At 68.8% G+C, this 15,896-nt stretch carries 14 protein-coding genes and 4 pseudogenes; 7 read left to right on the top strand and 11 right to left on the bottom strand.

Annotated elements, in window-relative coordinates:
• The first annotated feature begins 35 nt into the window (after positions 1-35).
• Both E1295_RS04245 and E1295_RS04240 read left to right on the top strand, forming a co-directional pair.
• The gene (locus E1295_RS04245) at positions 36-986 is read left to right on the top strand and encodes a helix-turn-helix domain-containing protein (protein WP_132628331.1); all 951 of its coding nucleotides are present in this window, start codon (positions 36-38) and stop codon (positions 984-986) included.
• 142 nt (positions 987-1,128) lie between these two features.
• A pseudogene (locus E1295_RS04240) lies at positions 1,129-1,362 on the top strand (Tn3 family transposase); the annotation flags it as partial.
• Positions 1,363-1,643: 281 nt separating this feature from the next.
• Here E1295_RS04240 and E1295_RS52350 read toward each other — a convergent pair.
• Positions 1,644-2,165 (bottom strand): annotated as a pseudogene (locus E1295_RS52350) (FAD-dependent oxidoreductase); the annotation flags it as partial.
• A 169-nt stretch (positions 2,166-2,334) separates the two neighbouring features.
• On the bottom strand, positions 2,335-4,599 hold the full coding sequence (locus tag E1295_RS04230; protein ID WP_132628330.1) for a S9 family peptidase: 2,265 nt from the start codon (positions 4,597-4,599) through the stop codon (positions 2,335-2,337).
• A 110-nt stretch (positions 4,600-4,709) separates the two neighbouring features.
• On the opposite strand from E1295_RS04230, the gene E1295_RS04225 reads away from it, so the two are divergent.
• Positions 4,710-5,303, top strand: coding sequence for a TetR/AcrR family transcriptional regulator (locus E1295_RS04225; RefSeq protein WP_132628329.1), 594 nt, complete (start codon positions 4,710-4,712; stop codon positions 5,301-5,303).
• 273 nt (positions 5,304-5,576) lie between these two features.
• Here E1295_RS04225 and E1295_RS48470 read toward each other — a convergent pair.
• The 8 genes and pseudogenes from E1295_RS48470 to E1295_RS48465 all read right to left on the bottom strand — a co-directional run.
• A pseudogene (locus E1295_RS48470) lies at positions 5,577-5,753 on the bottom strand (IS256 family transposase); the annotation flags it as partial.
• A gap of 187 nt (positions 5,754-5,940) precedes the next feature.
• Positions 5,941-6,177: pseudogene (locus E1295_RS50655) on the bottom strand (DUF4158 domain-containing protein); the annotation flags it as partial.
• 121 nt (positions 6,178-6,298) lie between these two features.
• Entirely contained in the window at positions 6,299-6,424 is a 126-nt protein-coding gene (locus E1295_RS51740; RefSeq protein WP_281284715.1) for a hypothetical protein, read from the bottom strand.
• A gap of 12 nt (positions 6,425-6,436) precedes the next feature.
• The gene (locus E1295_RS49935; protein WP_220448528.1) at positions 6,437-6,607 is read right to left on the bottom strand and encodes an FAD-dependent oxidoreductase; all 171 of its coding nucleotides are present in this window, start codon (positions 6,605-6,607) and stop codon (positions 6,437-6,439) included.
• Positions 6,604-6,801, bottom strand: a complete 198-nt coding sequence (locus E1295_RS04210) for a ferredoxin (protein ID WP_132628327.1) — start codon at positions 6,799-6,801, stop codon at positions 6,604-6,606. Before E1295_RS04210 ends, E1295_RS49935 begins: the two co-directional genes overlap by 4 nt.
• A 19-nt stretch (positions 6,802-6,820) precedes the next feature.
• A complete protein-coding gene (locus E1295_RS04205) occupies positions 6,821-8,038 on the bottom strand; it encodes a cytochrome P450 (protein WP_132628326.1) in 1,218 nt (405 codons plus the stop codon).
• Between the two features lie 116 nt (positions 8,039-8,154).
• Positions 8,155-9,585, bottom strand: a complete 1,431-nt coding sequence (locus tag E1295_RS04200) for an MFS transporter (RefSeq protein WP_132628325.1) — start codon at positions 9,583-9,585, stop codon at positions 8,155-8,157.
• Positions 9,582-9,755, bottom strand: a complete 174-nt coding sequence (locus E1295_RS48465; RefSeq protein WP_166427065.1) for a hypothetical protein — start codon at positions 9,753-9,755, stop codon at positions 9,582-9,584. Before E1295_RS48465 ends, E1295_RS04200 begins: the two co-directional genes overlap by 4 nt.
• A gap of 316 nt (positions 9,756-10,071) precedes the next feature.
• Between E1295_RS48465 and E1295_RS04195 the strand changes: the two genes are divergently transcribed.
• On the top strand, positions 10,072-10,263 hold the full coding sequence (locus E1295_RS04195) for a hypothetical protein (protein ID WP_132628324.1): 192 nt from the start codon (positions 10,072-10,074) through the stop codon (positions 10,261-10,263).
• Positions 10,264-10,482: 219 nt separating this feature from the next.
• Here the strand turns inward: E1295_RS04195 and E1295_RS04190 are convergent, their stop codons facing one another.
• Complete coding sequence (locus E1295_RS04190) at positions 10,483-10,686, bottom strand: response regulator (RefSeq protein ID WP_220448527.1); 204 nt, start codon at positions 10,684-10,686, stop codon at positions 10,483-10,485.
• 495 nt (positions 10,687-11,181) lie between these two features.
• On the opposite strand from E1295_RS04190, the gene E1295_RS04185 reads away from it, so the two are divergent.
• The 3 genes from E1295_RS04185 to E1295_RS04175 all read left to right on the top strand — a co-directional run.
• A complete protein-coding gene (locus E1295_RS04185; RefSeq protein ID WP_132628322.1) occupies positions 11,182-14,385 on the top strand; it encodes a Tn3 family transposase in 3,204 nt (1,067 codons plus the stop codon).
• 107 nt (positions 14,386-14,492) lie between these two features.
• The gene (locus E1295_RS04180; protein ID WP_132628321.1) at positions 14,493-15,467 is read left to right on the top strand and encodes an acyl-CoA desaturase; all 975 of its coding nucleotides are present in this window, start codon (positions 14,493-14,495) and stop codon (positions 15,465-15,467) included.
• On the top strand, positions 15,464-15,896 hold a 433-nt coding region (locus E1295_RS04175; protein WP_220448526.1), incomplete at its 3' end, for a DUF5994 family protein. The genes E1295_RS04180 and E1295_RS04175, both read left to right, overlap by 4 nt.

The raw sequence follows: 15,896 nt of genomic DNA, 5'->3' as shown, positions 1-15,896 counted from the left end.
AATGAGATGCACGTGAAAGCGCTGGAGGCGAACCGATGCCCGGGAGCAGGCTGACCCACGAGGAGCGTCAACGGATCGCGTTGTGGCTGGCAGAGGGAGTGGGCTACGCCGAGATGGGCAGGCGGCTGAACAGGCCGACGTCCACGATCTCGCGGGAGGTGGCGCGCAACTCACGTTCCGGCGGCTACCTCGCCGATCGCGCCCAGCAAGCCGCCGCGACCCGCGCGCGCCGCCGTAGGACCACACAGCCCGAACCGCCGTCATCCGCCGATGAGCGGGAGCGTGAGTTCGTGGAAGAGTTCGCGGTGCTGCTGTCGGGGACCGGCCTGCAGCGGATGGCCTCCCGGGTCTTCGCCAGCCTGCTCACCGCGGATGCCGACGGCCTCACCGCGGCCGACCTGGTGAAACGGCTGCGGATCAGCCCGGCGTCGGTGTCCAAATCCATCGGCTACCTGGAGACCATGGAACTGGTAGGGCGAACCTCCGACTCCGGCCGGCGGCGGGAGCGCTACACGGTTCATGAGGACGTCTGGCTGCGCGCATGGCAGGCCGACACCAGCGCGCACGCCGACGTCGCAAAGGCCACCCGGCGCGGGCTCGAACTCTTCGGCGCCGACACGCCCGCCGGGGTCCGGCTTGCCCAGATGGGTCGCTTCTTCGCCAGGCTGAGTGAGCAGATGCACGGCAGCAGCAGCCTCACAGACGCCGCCGTACGTGACGCCCTGACCGTCATCGCCGCGCTGGTGCACGGCGCGAGAGCGCTCACCCTGGACGAACTCGCCACGCCCCTGGGATGGCCACGCGAACGCGTGGCTGAGGCTCTCGACGCGATTGATCGGCACCCGGCCCTGGCCGACCCGCTCATGCTCAGGGCGGGGAGCGGCGCCTACACCATGGAGCCCAGACCCGACCGGCTGACCGCCGCACAGCGTGACGCGCTCCAGGCCCGGCTGGAGCAACATCAGCCGTCAGCTTCTCGGCCGTGAACGTAAACGCCCGGGGTTCCACGCCAGATCACGCTGAATGTCGGCGAGGGCCGCAACCGGCCGGCCCGAGCGGTGTTCTTCGGCAACCTGGGCCAGCTGAAGCGCGGCTACGAGTGCGGCATGGAGGACCAACTCGGCGCTCGGCCTGGGATTGAACGCGATCGTCTACTGGAACTCGCTGTACATCGACGCCGCGGTGAAGAAGCTCGCGGCCAGCGGCATGACGATCAGCCCGGAGATCCGAGCCCACCTGTCCCCGCTGCAGTGGGAACACATCAACTTCGTGGGCTCCTGTCCGTTCAACCGGCCCGGACTCCCTGGCCGGCTGCGTGACCTGCGTGACACCGCCACTGCTGACGACGACCAAGCTCTATGACGGATGGGCCAGGCTGGAGCGCCTGCCGCCAGGGGGTTCGCTCGGCGACATGGCGGCGGAGGTCGCGAGAGGGCACCGGTGCGAACGGGGTTGCTGCCCCCAAGAGGGTTTCCGTGGTGGCGGCGCCTTGTTCGGTGGCGTTCATCCGGTGTTCGACGCGCACGCGCCTCAAGTGGGGTGTTGCCAGGAGGCGAGGTCGCCGGCGGCGACGACGCCGGGGCGGCCTGGCACCTCTGATCGCATTCGACGCCGTCGCCCAGGTCCAGTCCACTGTCGGCCAGCCGGCCGACCGCCGGTATCGAACCGATGGCCACCAGCACCAGGTCGGCTGGGACGTGGACGCCCTTGTCCAGGTCCACTCCGGTCACCCGGCCATCGCGGCTGGTCAATCCGGTGACCGCGGTGCCGGGGCGGAGCTGCACGCCGTGCTGGATGTGCAGCTCGGCAAGCCGCTGCGCCACATGGTCGCCGAATTGGCGGATCATCGGGGCGGGCAGCGGATCGATCAGGGTGACGTTCAGGCCGAGTTCTCGGGCCACCGCGGCGACCTCCGATCCAAGGAAGTCGGCGCCGACGATGGCCACCGAGGTAGCGGCGAGAAGCCCGTCCCGCAGGGCGAGGGCGTCATCGAGGGTGCGCAGCAGGTGCACGCCGCCGAGTTCGTGTCCCGCGGGCAGCGCCCGGGGGGTGACTCCGGGGTCAGAGAGATTTGGAACGGAATCCGGCGTTAGCGCGGTTCCGCTGGTCAGTGACCCCGTCTCGCTCGCTCGTCCGAACGTGGTCAACGCCGGATTCCGCGCCATTGCACCGCGGGTGCGCAGAAAGCGCCGCTGGCGTTGGATATGCGGTGGCGGCGAGGATGGTGCAGAGGCCGCCCGGTACGCAGCCAGCTGGATCGACGCGTGCCGGCCGCTGTCGGCGCGTAGCGAGCGAGGGACACGACCGTGGTGTGGCCGGAGTAGGCGAGCAGGCTCAGCTGAACAGACTGACGATCAGGTCCATGCTGGGTGCGACCGGCGCGAGGCGGTGCCGCGGCGGTTCGATTCCCATGAGGTTGCGGAGGAGGAAGTCCCACTTACGCCGGTTGACGTGGTGTTCGTAGCCGATGAAGAAGTGCTCGGCGCCGGGGACTATGACGAGTTCGACGTCCTTGTCGGCGGCGATGAGCCGTTCGGCGAGCCGCAGCGAGTGGTGGACGTGGACGATGTCGTCCACGCCGCCGTGGAGCAGCAGGAGCTTGCCGTCGAGCCGGTCGGCCAGCTCCACGTTCGATGAACGGACCCAAGCGGCCGGGTCCAGGCCGTCGTAGGCTTCCGCGAACTGCAGGTGGAACAGGCGGGTGTCGTGGTTGCCCGACTCGGCGACGCCGACCTTGTAGACGTCGGGGAAGGTGAGCATGGCGCGGACGGTGGCGAATCCGCCGCCGGAGTGGCCGGTGACCCCCACGCGGTCGAGGTCCATCCAGGGGCGGGTAGCGGCCAGTTGCCGGAGGGCGGCGACGTGGTCGTCGATGCCGCCCGCGGCGGCCTGGTTGCCGTAGGAGGCATCGTGGAAGGCCTTGTCCCGGCCGGGGGTTCCCCGCCCGTCGACGGCGACCACGACGAAGCCGAGCGCGGCCAGTACCTCGGCTTCCTGGCCGAGGATCCCCGGGTGGAAGGCGGGCGACACGCGGGTAGTTTGCGGGCCGGGGTAGACGTGGTCGATGACCGGGTATCGGCGGCCGGGGTCGAAGTCGTGCGGCCGGTAGATGACCCCGTAGACGTCGGTGACGCCGTCAGCAGCGGTGGCCCGGAACCGTTCCGGAGGGGTCCAGCCGGTCGCGAGCAGCGGGGTGATGTCAGCCTGCTCCAGTTCGACCAGCACCCGGCCGTCCCATCCGCGCACAGTGGTCACCGGAGGCAGCTCGACCGTGGAGGCCGAGTCGATGAAGCACTCCTTGCCAGGGGCGACGGTGACGACGTGGTGCAGGTCGTCGTCGGTGATGCGGGCGAAGCCGGTGCTGTCGAGGTTGATCCGGCATACGGAATGGCGGTAGGGGTCCTCGGCGACCAGGCCGGCGGCGATGAAGTAGGCCACGCCTGCCGGTTCGTCGATGTGCAGGATGCGCTGCACCGCCCAGGCACCCGAGGTGACCTGCCGGATTGGTGTGCCGGTGCGTGCGTCGTACAGGTAGAGGTGGCCCCAGCCGTCGCGCTGGGAGTACCACAGCACCTGTGATCCGCCGGACAGGACAGCGATGATCGGCATCGCCCCCGTCTGGTTCGGTTCGACGCGGGTCGAGCCGCTCTCGCTCAGCACCCCGCGCACTTCCCCGGTCGCCGGGTCGAGCCGGTTCAGGTGCAGGGAACGCTGATCGCGGGGCTGGCTCAGGTAGTACACGGCCGAGCCGTCCTCGGCCCACCAGGCCCAGCCGGCGGCGATCGGCGACTGCAGCGGCATGGGTTCCGGGGCGGTGCGGGCCTTGACGACGTGGCAGGTCGCCGCGTCGATCACCACGAACTCCCCCTGCGACATGTGGGCGTCACCGGGGTAGGCGTAGCGCTGGGTGATCGGCCGCGGGACGCCGCCGTCGGCCGGCAGTTCCTCCATGATCTGGGTACGGCGGACCGTACGCTGGTCGGTGCGGTGCGTCAGCACGCGCGTCGAGTCGGGTGACCAGGCGAGGGCGGGCGGCAGGTGGCTGCGCAACCCCAGCTTGTTCGGCAGCACCGACGGGGCGAACGGCGTGGCGCCGTACTCCTCATCCTCCCGGCCGTCGGTCGTCAGGGGCCACTCACGGCCGTCGGCCACCGAGCGCGCCCACAGGTCGTGACCGCGCAGGAACGCCACCAGCTTGCCGTCCGGCGAGGGCACTTCGAGGAAACCGGGGCCGTGGGCGGTGGCCGGGGCCGCGGGCGTACAGGTGTAGGTGTCCAGGCGGCAGCTCCAGAAGGAGCCGAAGGCGAAGAATGTGATCGCGTCCTGGCTCAGGGCGATGGCGGAGAACGGCAGCGCGGCCGGGTTCGCCTCCTGCCCGGTGGCGGCGGCCAGTGCGACTGCCAGGCGATGATGGTCGAAGGCGGGCTTGCGGGATCCGGCGGCGGGATCGACGAGAATGAAGCGCTTGCCCTCGCGGGTGTCCACGGTGTACCAGAAGCGGGCGCCGTCCCACTGAGGGTTGATCTTGTCGCTGCGTACCAGTGCCGCTCGGTTGTGCCGGAGCAGGCGCTCGGCCGCTTGGTACCGGGTTGCGTCCATTGTGATCACTCCATGCCATAAGAACCGTCTTAAACGAATCGTTTCGTTTTGCAGGATGGCATCGGATATTGAGACGTGTCAAAACGAATCGTTTCGTTTAGGGTGTGGGCATGACGAGAGCCCCGAACCCAGACCGCCGCCGGGACGCAAGCCGCAAAGCGACCCTAGCCGCGGCCCTGGAGCTGTGCGTAGAGCGGGGATACGCCGCGGTGACCGTCGACGCCATCGCCACCCGCGCAGGCGTCAGCAAGGCCACCATCTACCGCTGGTGGCCGGCCAAAAGCGCGATCGTGCTGGAAGCGGTCGATGAGGCCGCTCCCATCCCAGAGACGTTCCCCGACACCGGCGATCTGGCCAGCGACCTACACGCCTGGCTCAGCGGCATCCTCGGCGTCTTCCACGACCCGCGCCTCGGCCCGGCCTTCACCGGCGTGCTCGCCGAAAGCCAGCTGGATGCGAACCTCGCCCACCAGCTACGCGAACGGCTGATCAACCACCGAGTCGCTCAGCTCGATGAACGCATGACCAAGGCGCGAAAGAACAGCGAGCTCGCCCCCGACGCCGATCTCGAAGTGGCGCTGGACATCCTCCACTCACCCATCTACCGAAGGCAGGTGCTGCACTACCCGCTGCCCGACGACGCCTACCTGACCAGGCTCATCGCGCTCGTCATGCGGGCCATCGGGCCCACGCGCGCCGACTGACCTACACCAGGCCACAGCTCTGGACGGTCGCTGATCATTCCAAAGCTTCGATCCAGAGCACCAGCTTCTCGACGCTCAACATGCTTCGCAGAAATGAGTCATTTCTGCGAAGCGACACCGCGACGCCCATCGCAGACTAAGGCGGCTCAGCCATCCTCGGTCTCCTCTTCAGCGTCGGGATCGGCGCTTTCGGGATCACGCAACGGGCGCCGCGCGCCACCGAGCTCGTGGCGGGGGTGTGTCCAGTCAGTGGCGTATCTCGATCTTGTTTGATCAGCGGGTGGTCGGGGGCAGGCGGCCTTCGAAGGCGATGGCGAAGGCGTTCAGAGCGGCTTTCCAGCGGGCGACCCAGCGTTTGCGGCCCTTGCCGGTCGGGTCCAGACTCATGATCGCCATGTAGACGCACTTGAGCGCGGCCTGCCCATTCGGGAAGTGGCCACGGGCCTTGACCACCCGCCGGATCCGCCTCCACCGCTTGGGCCAGCCAGGCCGAGGCCTTGGCCAGCCGCGGATGCTTGACGACCTTATGCTTGTCGGCCTCCCGGTGCGCCTTGCCGAGCAGCTCGGTCACCATGAGCAGGTCCAGCAGCTCCAGCGTGTCGTCGATGGTCTTGGTCTCCAGCCGCTGCGCGGTGTGTTCCAGCCGCGTCTTGTCCCGCTCGGTGTAGCGTTTGACGCAGGACGGGTCGTCGATCTGCAACGGGGCGGCGACGACGTCCAGGACCTCGTTCGGCACCTCCAGCGGATCGGCCGGGAAGCACCCCAGGTAGCGAACGGTCACGAGCTGGAGGGCGAAGCCGCACCGGATGTGCCGGCCGCGATGCCCTTTGATCAGGGCCATGTCCTCGTTGTCGAGGAAGAAGATCTTCTCCATCTCGGCCCCGGGAGGGCGGACCGTCGTAACGGCCGTACTTCGCCGCTTCTGAGTCGCTCAGGAAGTCGACAGGCATGTACGCAACGTATGACCCCCGACTCCCGTGGCGATCACCAGCCCGTCATAAGCAAGCGCCCTGCCGTTCGAGAGGGTGAGGGTGCGCGTCGGTGTCGAGGGTGGTGGCGGCGATGCCCAGCAGCCAGTCCGCGCCCAGCGTGGTGAGGGCGTCGTGGCGCCGCAGCGCCACACGGTCGGGTTCTCAACTGCCGCGCAGGATTTGTTTGGACAGCGGCGGCCGATCGTAGGGCAGTCGCGGCTCCTCACCGACCATGGTCAACGCGCCGGTGAATCCTTTACGGCGCAGGGCTTCGGCGGCGGTCAGACCCGCCGCCGAAGCACCTACGACAACGAGTCGAGATGGTTGGTTCACGACCGGGTCAGCGTGATCGCCAGGGCTGGGCAGATGCGGGAGGCCTCCCAGACGTCCTCCTGTAGCCCGGGTTCCGGGCTGTCTTGCAGGAGCACGACGATGCCGTCGGCGTCGCGTTGGTCGAATACCTCAGGTGAGGCGAGTACGCATTGCCCGGAGCCGATGCAGGCGTCTTGGTCGATGGTGATCTTCATGCGTTTCTCCTTGTGTGATTTACCAGGTGACGGGTAGTTCGCGCACCCCGTAGAAGACCGCGTTCTCCTTGAACGTCAGCTGTTCCAGCGGTACGGCAAGGGCCAGTGTGGGGATGCGTCGATACAGGGTGTTGAAGACGACTTGCAGTTCCACTCGGGCCAGTGACTGGCCCAGACACTGGTGGGCGCCGAACCCGAAGGCGACATGGTGGCGGGCCTTGCGGTGGACATCGAGGGTGTCGGGGTCGGGGAAGGCCGAGGGGTCGCGGTTAGCGATGCTTTTCACCGCGATGATGCCTTCGCCTTTGCGGATGAGCCGACCTCCGATCTCGAGATCTTCCCGCGCGACGCGGCGGGCTTCGGTATGGGTGATGGACAGGTAGCGCAGGAGCTCTTCGGCGGCGTTGGTCACCAGTGCGGGGTCGCCGCCGTCGCGGACCGCGCTCAACTGGTCCGGGTGCGCCAGCAGTGCGGTCGTGCCCAGCGCGATCATGGTCGCGGTGGTGTCGTGCCCGGCCACCAGAAGGAGTTGACCGGCCGTGGCGATCTCACGCCGGGTCATCGCGCCGGTCCGGTACTGCTCGACGGCCAGCCTGCTGAACACGTCGTCGCCCGGCTCGGCATTCTTCTTGTCCACCAGTTCCTCCAGGTAGGCGTTAAGTTCCTGGCTGGCGGCCATGGCCCGTTCAGGGTCGGGTTCGTCCATGACGAGCGTGCGGGACACTCGGTGGAAAAGGTCGCGGGCGGTATAGGGCGCGCCCAGCAGTTCGCAGATCACCAGTGAGGGAACCGGTAGCGCGAACGCCTCCACCAGGTCTACGGGATTCGGGCCGGCGAGCATCTCATCAATAAGGTCATCGACGATCCGCTGGATCCGGGGCCGCAACGCCTCCATCCTTTTGATCGTGAAGTCCGAGGTCAGGAGCCGTCGCTGGGCGGTGTGCTCCGGCGCGTCCATCTGCATCAGCGTCTTCATGTGTGCGTCGCGTGCCTTGCTCACCGCGTTGGTGTGCGGGAAACCGGGTTGCGCCACGTCGACGCTGACCCGCGGATCAGCGAGCAGCGCACGCACATCCGCATGGCGGGTGACCATCCACGGGGTGCTGCCATCCCACAGTCTCACTCGTGAAACCGGCGCGTCTTCGAGTCGTCGGCTCAACTCCGGCGACGGGTCGAAGGGACATCCCGTCGCGCGGGCCATCGGAAAGGTCGGCATTTCTGGCAGGGCGTCAGTCATGGCATCTCCTCGCATCGATGCGGTCATGGGGTGATCTCGGGCACGTGGTGAACAGGCGATCGGAAATCCGAGCCGGTCATCCCCAGGGGGTGGACGTCATGTCGGTGGATCGCGAGTCACGAGCCCTGTTGAAGCGAAGCGTGGTCGGCGCGCTCCGGGCGGCTCGAACGGTTCGCCACGCGTGCGGTGATGGCGCCGATCGCACAGATGATCGCGAATCCGAACAGTACGTACCGTGCCGAGTCGAGCATCGACGGGTCGCCGAGGTTGACCAGGACTCCGGCCACGGCCGTGCCGAACGCGATCGACAGGCTCGTTACGGTGGCGATCGCCGCGGCGGCCCTGCGTCCTTCCTCTGGATCCTGGGTGCTGGACATGGCGGCCACGGACAGGTGCGGGTAGGCCAGGCCGATGCCGGAACCCGCGATGAACAGCACCGGCACCCACAGGAGTACCAGCCAGGTCGGCGTGTCCTCGCGCTGCAGCAGTCCCTGGAGGAGGAAGCCGGACGCCAGAAGTAGCGGACCGATGATGCGCAAACGGCGTACCGTGCGCTGTCTGGTGGCCGATGAGCTGCCGAGCTGGGTCAGCGACCAGCCGAGCGAGATGGCCGCCCCGAACAGGCCGGCCGCGAGCGGGGGCAGCCCGCCCAGCTGCTGGCCGAACAGCGGGACGAACGACTCGATCGCGACGCCGAAGGCCAGGAGCCCGAGCGTCAGGTAGATCCATTTCAGGGGCGAGTCGGCCTGGTAGGTCGTACGCGGGAAGACCCGCAGCTCGCTGCGCCGTTCGTAGGCGAAGAAGACGGCCACCAGCAGCAGTGCCACCACGATGCTGCCCACCATCGCCATGGTGCCGGGCAGTACTCCGGCCAGGCTGACGGCCACGGTGGCCGCCGTGACCAGCAGCAGCGACACGGCCGGGACCGGCGCCCGCGCGTCACTACGTTCGCCGCGCGGTAGCACCCGGGGCACCATCGCGCAGCACGCCGCCGCGATCACCGCCATCGCCACGAACGCCAGGCGCCACGAGCCGAACTGGGCGAACAGGCCGCCGAGCGCCGGGCCGACGAAGTTGCCGACGCCGTACATCGCTGACATCAGGGCGTTGCCGCGGGTCCACAGTCGGCTCGGCAGGGCCGAGCGGATGACGGCGAACCCCAGCCCGGACAGCACCCCCGCCCCGAATCCCTGGACGCCGCGGCCGGCCAGCAGTACCGGCATCGCCGGGCTCGCCGCACAGGCCAGCGAGCCCACCAGAAACACGGCGAAGCCGAGGCGGTAGGCGCCGACGTTCCCCCATCGGGCCAGGAGCCGACTGACCAGCATCGTCGCGATCACCATGGCGACGAGGTAGATCGTCATGTTCCAGGCGTAGAAGCCGGCGCCGCCGATGTCGGCCACCGCGGTCGGCAGCAGGCTCGAGGCCAGATAGATATTGACCGCACCGACGAGCACGCCGCCCGCCAGCACGATCGCAGCTCCGAGATGTTGGGGGCCCAGCAGTTCCCGCCAGGAAGGCGGGGCAGGGGTTGAATCGGGAATCACGCGGTCATCTCGCTCAGTTCGTCGGGGGCTGCGGTGGGCTTTCCGGGTTCGGACTCGCTGGCCACGGTCGTTGAGGCGTTGCGCGCATCGATCCGTCCGTGGCGTGGCCGTCGGCCGCGGGTCTCGATGGCAGGCTCCGCGCCGGGCTGCTCGTTGTCACCAGCACTCATGACTTCAAGGCTGTCGTTGAACTGAGCCCGGAGACATTTCGTCGCCCTTCGTGGACGGTTCTGGGCCGGTAGCCGGGAAAGCCTCAAGCGCCGGTTGAACCATGCCGCTCTGCTCCCCGTGGTCGAGGCCATGCGGGCAGCCGATCAAGCACCTCTTCATGACGAACACGGTTGAGGCCGCGGCCGCTTGTGACACAGAAGTAGATATTCGGTGTCACGCTGCTGAACAGCGATCGCCGCGACCTGCGGATCGATCCCGTGGCGATGACCGCGACTCCAAACGTTCTGTGTCACATCGGCCGGGAGGCCGCCTTCGATGTCGATCACGCCACTGCGTACCGGCCACGGCGCCGTTCCGCTCGGCGACGCGGTCGCCCGGTTCCTGGACCGCTACCGCGACGAGCCCGGTACCGCCGGCACCTACGCCGAGACCCTCATCCACCTGCTGGCGCCGCCGGGCAGAACGCGCCCATCGCCGAACTCGGCCCGCCGCTCTACGCGGTGGTGACGGCCCGCTGGGACGAGCGGGCCCCGGCGACGTGGAACAAGCACCTGTCCGCGCTGCGATCCTTCGCCGCCTACGCGATCCGCAACGAGTGGATCGTCGCTGATCCTGCCCGGCACCTGGAACGCCGGAAGATCACCCAGCGGGACGACCAGGCCGTTCCGCAGGTCCGACTGGAAGCGCTGTCAAGCTGGGCGTCCACCCGCTGGTGCAGCGAACCGATCAGGACGACGAGCGTGGCCGAGCCGGGTCACCGCGAGCACCAGCACGGTCGGGCAGCATCACGTCAAGCAGGATCAGCTCCGGCATGAACGTGCGGGCCGCGGTGAGCGCCTGCAACGCGGTGGTGGCGGTGCGCACCTCGTGCCCGATGTGGCGCAGGTAGCGGGAGACGGCGTCCACGATGGCGGGTTCGTCGTCCGCCACGAGCAGCCTGGCCGCTCTGGCTGGCGTGTCTGCTGGTTCGAGAATGATGCTTCTCCTCGCGGCGCCTCGTCCAGTTGCCGGTAGTGCACCCAGGCCACCGGCACGGGGCTGTGCACAGGTCGCCGTCCCACGACTGATCGCGCACGCGGCCGGAGCGGATCTGCACCTCGTAGCGGTAGAAGGGGTCCACCTCGTTCAGCGCGGCGGCCAGGACTCGCTGGCGGGCGATAACCGCCTGAAGCAGATCTTGGCCGGGCACCCCTTGGGGTACGTCGCGGCCGCCCTGTAGCGCGTCGGCCATCAGCCGGTGCAGGCGCTGCCCGCCGTCGCCGGGGTTGAGGAACCTGCGGACAGCCGTTGGCGGTACCCGTGAGTAACTTAGCGGGATGCTTCAGCAGGTCGCTCTCGGGTTGATCATTTCCGTTCAAGATCTGGACTTGTGGTGTGCTTCCGGTTGTTACCGGGCGCTAGGTGGTGTGCCTACGGTCGTCGGGCATGCCTGCGGAGTTTCTGTCTGATGAGCAGCGGTCGGCGTACGCGAGGTTCAGTGAGATGCCGTCGCTGCCGGACATGGAGAAGTTCTTCTTCCTGGACGCCTTCGACCGGGAAGTGATCGGGCGGTCGCGCCAGGATTCACATCGCCTTGGCGTGGCAATCCAGATCGGGACGGTCCGGTACAAGGGCTTGTTCCTGGAGGACCCTCTGGAGGTGCCGTGGCCGGTGGTGGACTACCTGGCCGAGCAGTTGGGCATCGGGGACCCGTCGCAGGTGAAACGGTACGGCGAGCGACCGAAGACGGTCTATGAGCACGCGTGGATGATCCGGGACGCCTACGGCTACCACGACTTCGACGACCGGGAGTCGTGGCAGGGCCGGGCGCTGTCGAAGCGGTTCTTGACGTTCTTGCACGGGCGGGCGTGGACGCATGCCGAGGGGCCGACGGCGTTGTTCGATCAGTCGGTGGCGTGGCTGCGCCGGCATCGGGTGCTGCTGCCGGGGGTGACGGTGTTGGAGCGGCTGGTCGGCTCGGTGCGGGAGCGGGCGGATGAGCGTCTGTATGCGACGGTGACACGTCAGGTGGAGCGCGCCGATGCAGGGTTGCCGCGGGCGTTGTCGGGGCTGCTGGTGGTACCTGAAGGGGCGCGGATCTCGGAGTTGGAGCGGCTGCGGCAGGCGCCCAAGCGGCAGTCGGGCACGGAGATGGCCAAGGCACTCAAGCGGGTGGACGACATCGCGGCGTTCCGGCTGGGGCGGGTGCGGGTGGACAAGGTGCCGGTGCGGCGGATGAAGACGCTCGCCAAGTACGGGGCGGGTACCAAGGCGCCGCTGCTGGCCCGCCTGGCTGAGCCGCGCAAGACGGCCACGATGCTGGGGGTGACCCGCTCGCTGGAGGCCGAGGCGATCGACGATGCGCTGGATCTGTTCGCGCTGCTGATGGCCACCCGGTTGATCTCGCCGGCGCGGCGCAAGTCGGCGGGCGAGCGGCTGGCGATGCTGCCGAAGCTGGAGAAGGCCTCCAAGCTGCTGTCGCGGGCGGGCCGGGTGCTGGTGGAGCAGCTGGACCTGGTCGCCGAGGTGGGTGCCGATCTGGACGTGGCCGCATTGTGGACGGCGGTCGTCGCGGAAGCGGGCGCGAGCAAGGAACAGGTGCTGGCCGCGCTGGAGCAGGTCGAAGAGCTCGTGCCGGAAGATAACGGGGCCGCGGAGGCGGCGCTGCGCGCCGCGCTGGTGGACAAGTACAACACCGTCCGCCCGTTCTTGAAGCTGCTGGGCGAGTCGAAGGCGTTGGGGGCTGCGGCGGGCGGCCGCAAGGTGCTGGCCGCGGTACGGCGCCTGCCGGAGCTGGCGCGCCGGCACGTCTCGCGCAAGCCCCTGCTGTCGAAGGAGATCGATGCCTCGCTGGTGAGCGCGGCCTGGAAGCGGCCGGTGTTCGCCAACTCCGATCTGCCGGCGGGCGCGGTCGATCGCGATGCCTATGTGGTGTGCGTCCTGGAGGCTCTGTTTCGGGCGCTGCAGGTGCGGGACGTCTTTGCCGCCCCGTCGCTGCGGTGGGCCGATCCGCGTGCCCATCTTCTGGACGGCAAGGCGTGGGAGGCGATCAGTGAGGACGTGCTCGCCTCGCTGTCGCTGACCGATCCGGTCGAGGCGCACCTGGATGCCAAGCTGCTGGCGCTGGATGCGGCGTGGAAGCAGATGGCCGGCCGCCTGACCGAGGCCGGTGACGACGCCTTGGTGCGGGTGGTCACCCCGGCCGACGGGCACGCCCGGTTGTCGGTGGAAAAGCTTGGCGCGCTCGGCGAGTCGCCTTCCCTGAAGTGGCTGCGCGCGGCCTGCCAGGCGATGCTGCCGCGCATCGACCTGCCCGAGCTGCTGCTGGAGGTGCATTCCTGGACCGGGTTTTTGGACGCCTATGTGCATCTGGCCGATGTCTCCACGCGCATGCACGACCTGCCGCGGTCGCTGGTGGCGCTGCTGATCAGCGAGGCCTGCAATGTCGGCCTCACACCGGTGATCAAGGACGGGGACGAGGCGCTGACCCGCAGCCGGCTCTCGCATGTCGACCAGAACTACGTGCGCGCCGAAACCCACGCCGCGGCCAACGCGATCCTCATCGAGGCCCAGCGCGGCGTGCCGCTCGTGAAGTTGTGGGGCGGCGGGCTGCTGGCCTCGGTCGATGGGCTGCGCTTCGTCGTCCCGGTCCAGACGATCAACGCCGCTCCCTCGCCGAAGTACTTCGGCTACAAGCGCGGCCTCACACTCCTCAACGCAGTCAATGATCAAGTGATGGGGATCGGGCAGGTGGTGGTGCCGGGCACGCCGCGCGATTCGCTGTACATCCTGGACTGCCTGATCAACATCGACGCCGGCCCGCAGCCGGAGGTGGTCACGACGGATCAGGCCTCCGATTCGGACATGGTGTTCGGGATCTTCTCGATGCTCGGCTACCGGTTCGCGCCCCGTTTCGCGGACTTGGGCGACCAAAGGTTTTGGCGCGCTGACCTGTCTGACGGGACGACGCCGGCGTATGGGCCGTTGGAGGCGATCGCCCGCAACAAGATCAACCGGCAGAAGATCGCTACGCAGTGGTCGGATATGACCCGGGTGGCCGGATCGCTGGTGACCAACCAGGTGCGCGCCTACGACCTGCTGCGCATGTTCGCCCGCAATGGGCGCCCGACCCCGCTGGGGCAGGCGTTCGCCGAGTACGGCCGCATCGACAAGACCCTGCACCTGCTGTCCATCCTGGATCCGATCGACGACACCTACCGGCGCAAACTCAACAAGCAGCTCACCGTCCAGGAATCCCGGCACCGGCTGGCCCGCAAGATCTGCCACGGCGGCAACGGCCAGATCCGGAAGGCTTATCGGGAGGGCCAGGAAGATCAACTAGCCGCGTTGGGGCTGGTCGTCAATGCGGTCGCGCTGTGGAACTCGAAGTACCTGTCGGCCGCCGTCGACCAGCTGCGGGCGCAGGGCGTGCCGGTCAAGGATGAGGACGCTGCCCGGCTCAGCCCGCTCGGCCACGCCCACCTCAATGTCCTGGGCCGCTATGCCATCGCCTCCTCTGCCCCGGCCGGTGGGCTGCGGCAGCTCGGCGAGATCCCCGACGTGCCCGACAGCGACGCCGACGCGGACGAGGAGGGGTGTAGCCCCTCCCGTCCTCGCCAGGCCGGCGGACCCCGCGAGAGCCCCGCCTGAGCGCGTCGATCGCGGTGGTGTGTAGCCGCGGCAAGCGTGGGAAGGCGAACTGGCTTCTGGCAACGCGTGACTGCGCGCCGCGATGAGAATAGGGAGGCAATGCTGGCATGGCTTCGACGGGCACAGGTGTCGTTGACCGTGAGCGGGTCGGCGTGGCGCCGATCATCGATGGGCGTAAACCGGTCGCGGCGGTGGTCGCGTTGTGGGTGTTCGTGCTGGTGCCGTTCGCGGCACTGGCCGCAGCGATCCCCGTGGCCTGGGGGTGGGGGCTGAGCTGGACCGACGTGGCGATCGCGGCCGGTGCCTACATCCTCACCGGGCTCGGCATCACGGTGGGCTTTCACCGTTACCTCACCCACGGCGCGTTCAAAGCGAGCCGGTGGCTGCGGATCGGCCTGGCCGTGGCTGGGACGCTGGCGGTGCAAGGGTCGGTCATCCAGTGGGTGGCCGACCACCGCCGCCACCATGCCTTCGCCGATCGCGACGGTGACCCGCACTCGCCCTGGCGCTACGGCCGCAGCGTACGCGGCCTGGCCAAGGGACTGGTCTTCGCGCATATCGGCTGGATGTTCGGGCGTGATGTCACCAACCGGGAGCGGTTCGCCAAGGACCTGCTCGCCGACACCGACATGGGCCGCGTGGACCGGCTGTTCGGGCCGCTGGTGGCGGCCTCACTGCTGCTGCCGCCCGCCGTCGGCCTGCTGGCCACCGGCACCTGGCGCGGCGCGCTGACCGCGTTCTTCTGGGGAGCCCTGGTACGGATCGCGCTGCTGCACCACGTCACCTGGTCGATCAACTCCATCTGCCACGTCTTCGGCGAGCGGCCGCTGAAAACCCGCAACGGGGACCGGGCCGCGAACTTCTGGCCGCTGGCGCTCCTGTCGTTCGGCGAGAGCTGGCACAACGGCCACCACGCCGACCCCACCTGCGCCCGCCACGGCGTGCTGCCCGGCCAGATCGACATCTCCGCCCGGCTGATCCGGCTGCTGGAACGGTTCGGCTGGGCCCGTGACGTACGCTGGCCGACCCCGGCACGCCTGGCCGCACGCCTGGCCGCACAACGCCGCGAGCCTTCCTCATGACCGGCCCTGAGCCGGTGCGGCTCAGCCTGGATCCCGACCTCGCGCGCCGGGGCGCGGTGGACGGCGCGTGGTGGCCCGCCAGCTACGACGCCGGCGCGGAACTGCCCGCCCTGATCGCCGCCATCGACCAGCGGCTGCAGCGGCGGGTTCTGCGCGTGGGCCTGCATGTGGACACCTGGGACAACATCCCGCGCCGCATCGCCGCCCCCGGCCGCCAGATCAGAGTGGGCTGGTTCCGCACCATCGACCCCCACCTGGTCAACCTGATCATCCCAGGGATCGAGCACCTCAACCTGCTGGTCATCCCGCCCGGCACCGCGCCCGCCGCCGCCGACAAGGCGCTCGGCCTGGCCACCCGGTGCCGGGGCCGTACCCGCCCCGGCGACATTCTCACCGCCGCAGACCCAGACAACCCCACCACCTCCGCCC

It is taken from the genome of Nonomuraea mesophila, from assembly GCF_004352805.1.
GTDB lineage: Bacteria > Actinomycetota > Actinomycetes > Streptosporangiales > Streptosporangiaceae > Nonomuraea > Nonomuraea longispora.
Note: the sequence above shows the minus strand (reverse complement) of the source record. Positions and strands in the feature narration are given on the sequence as shown.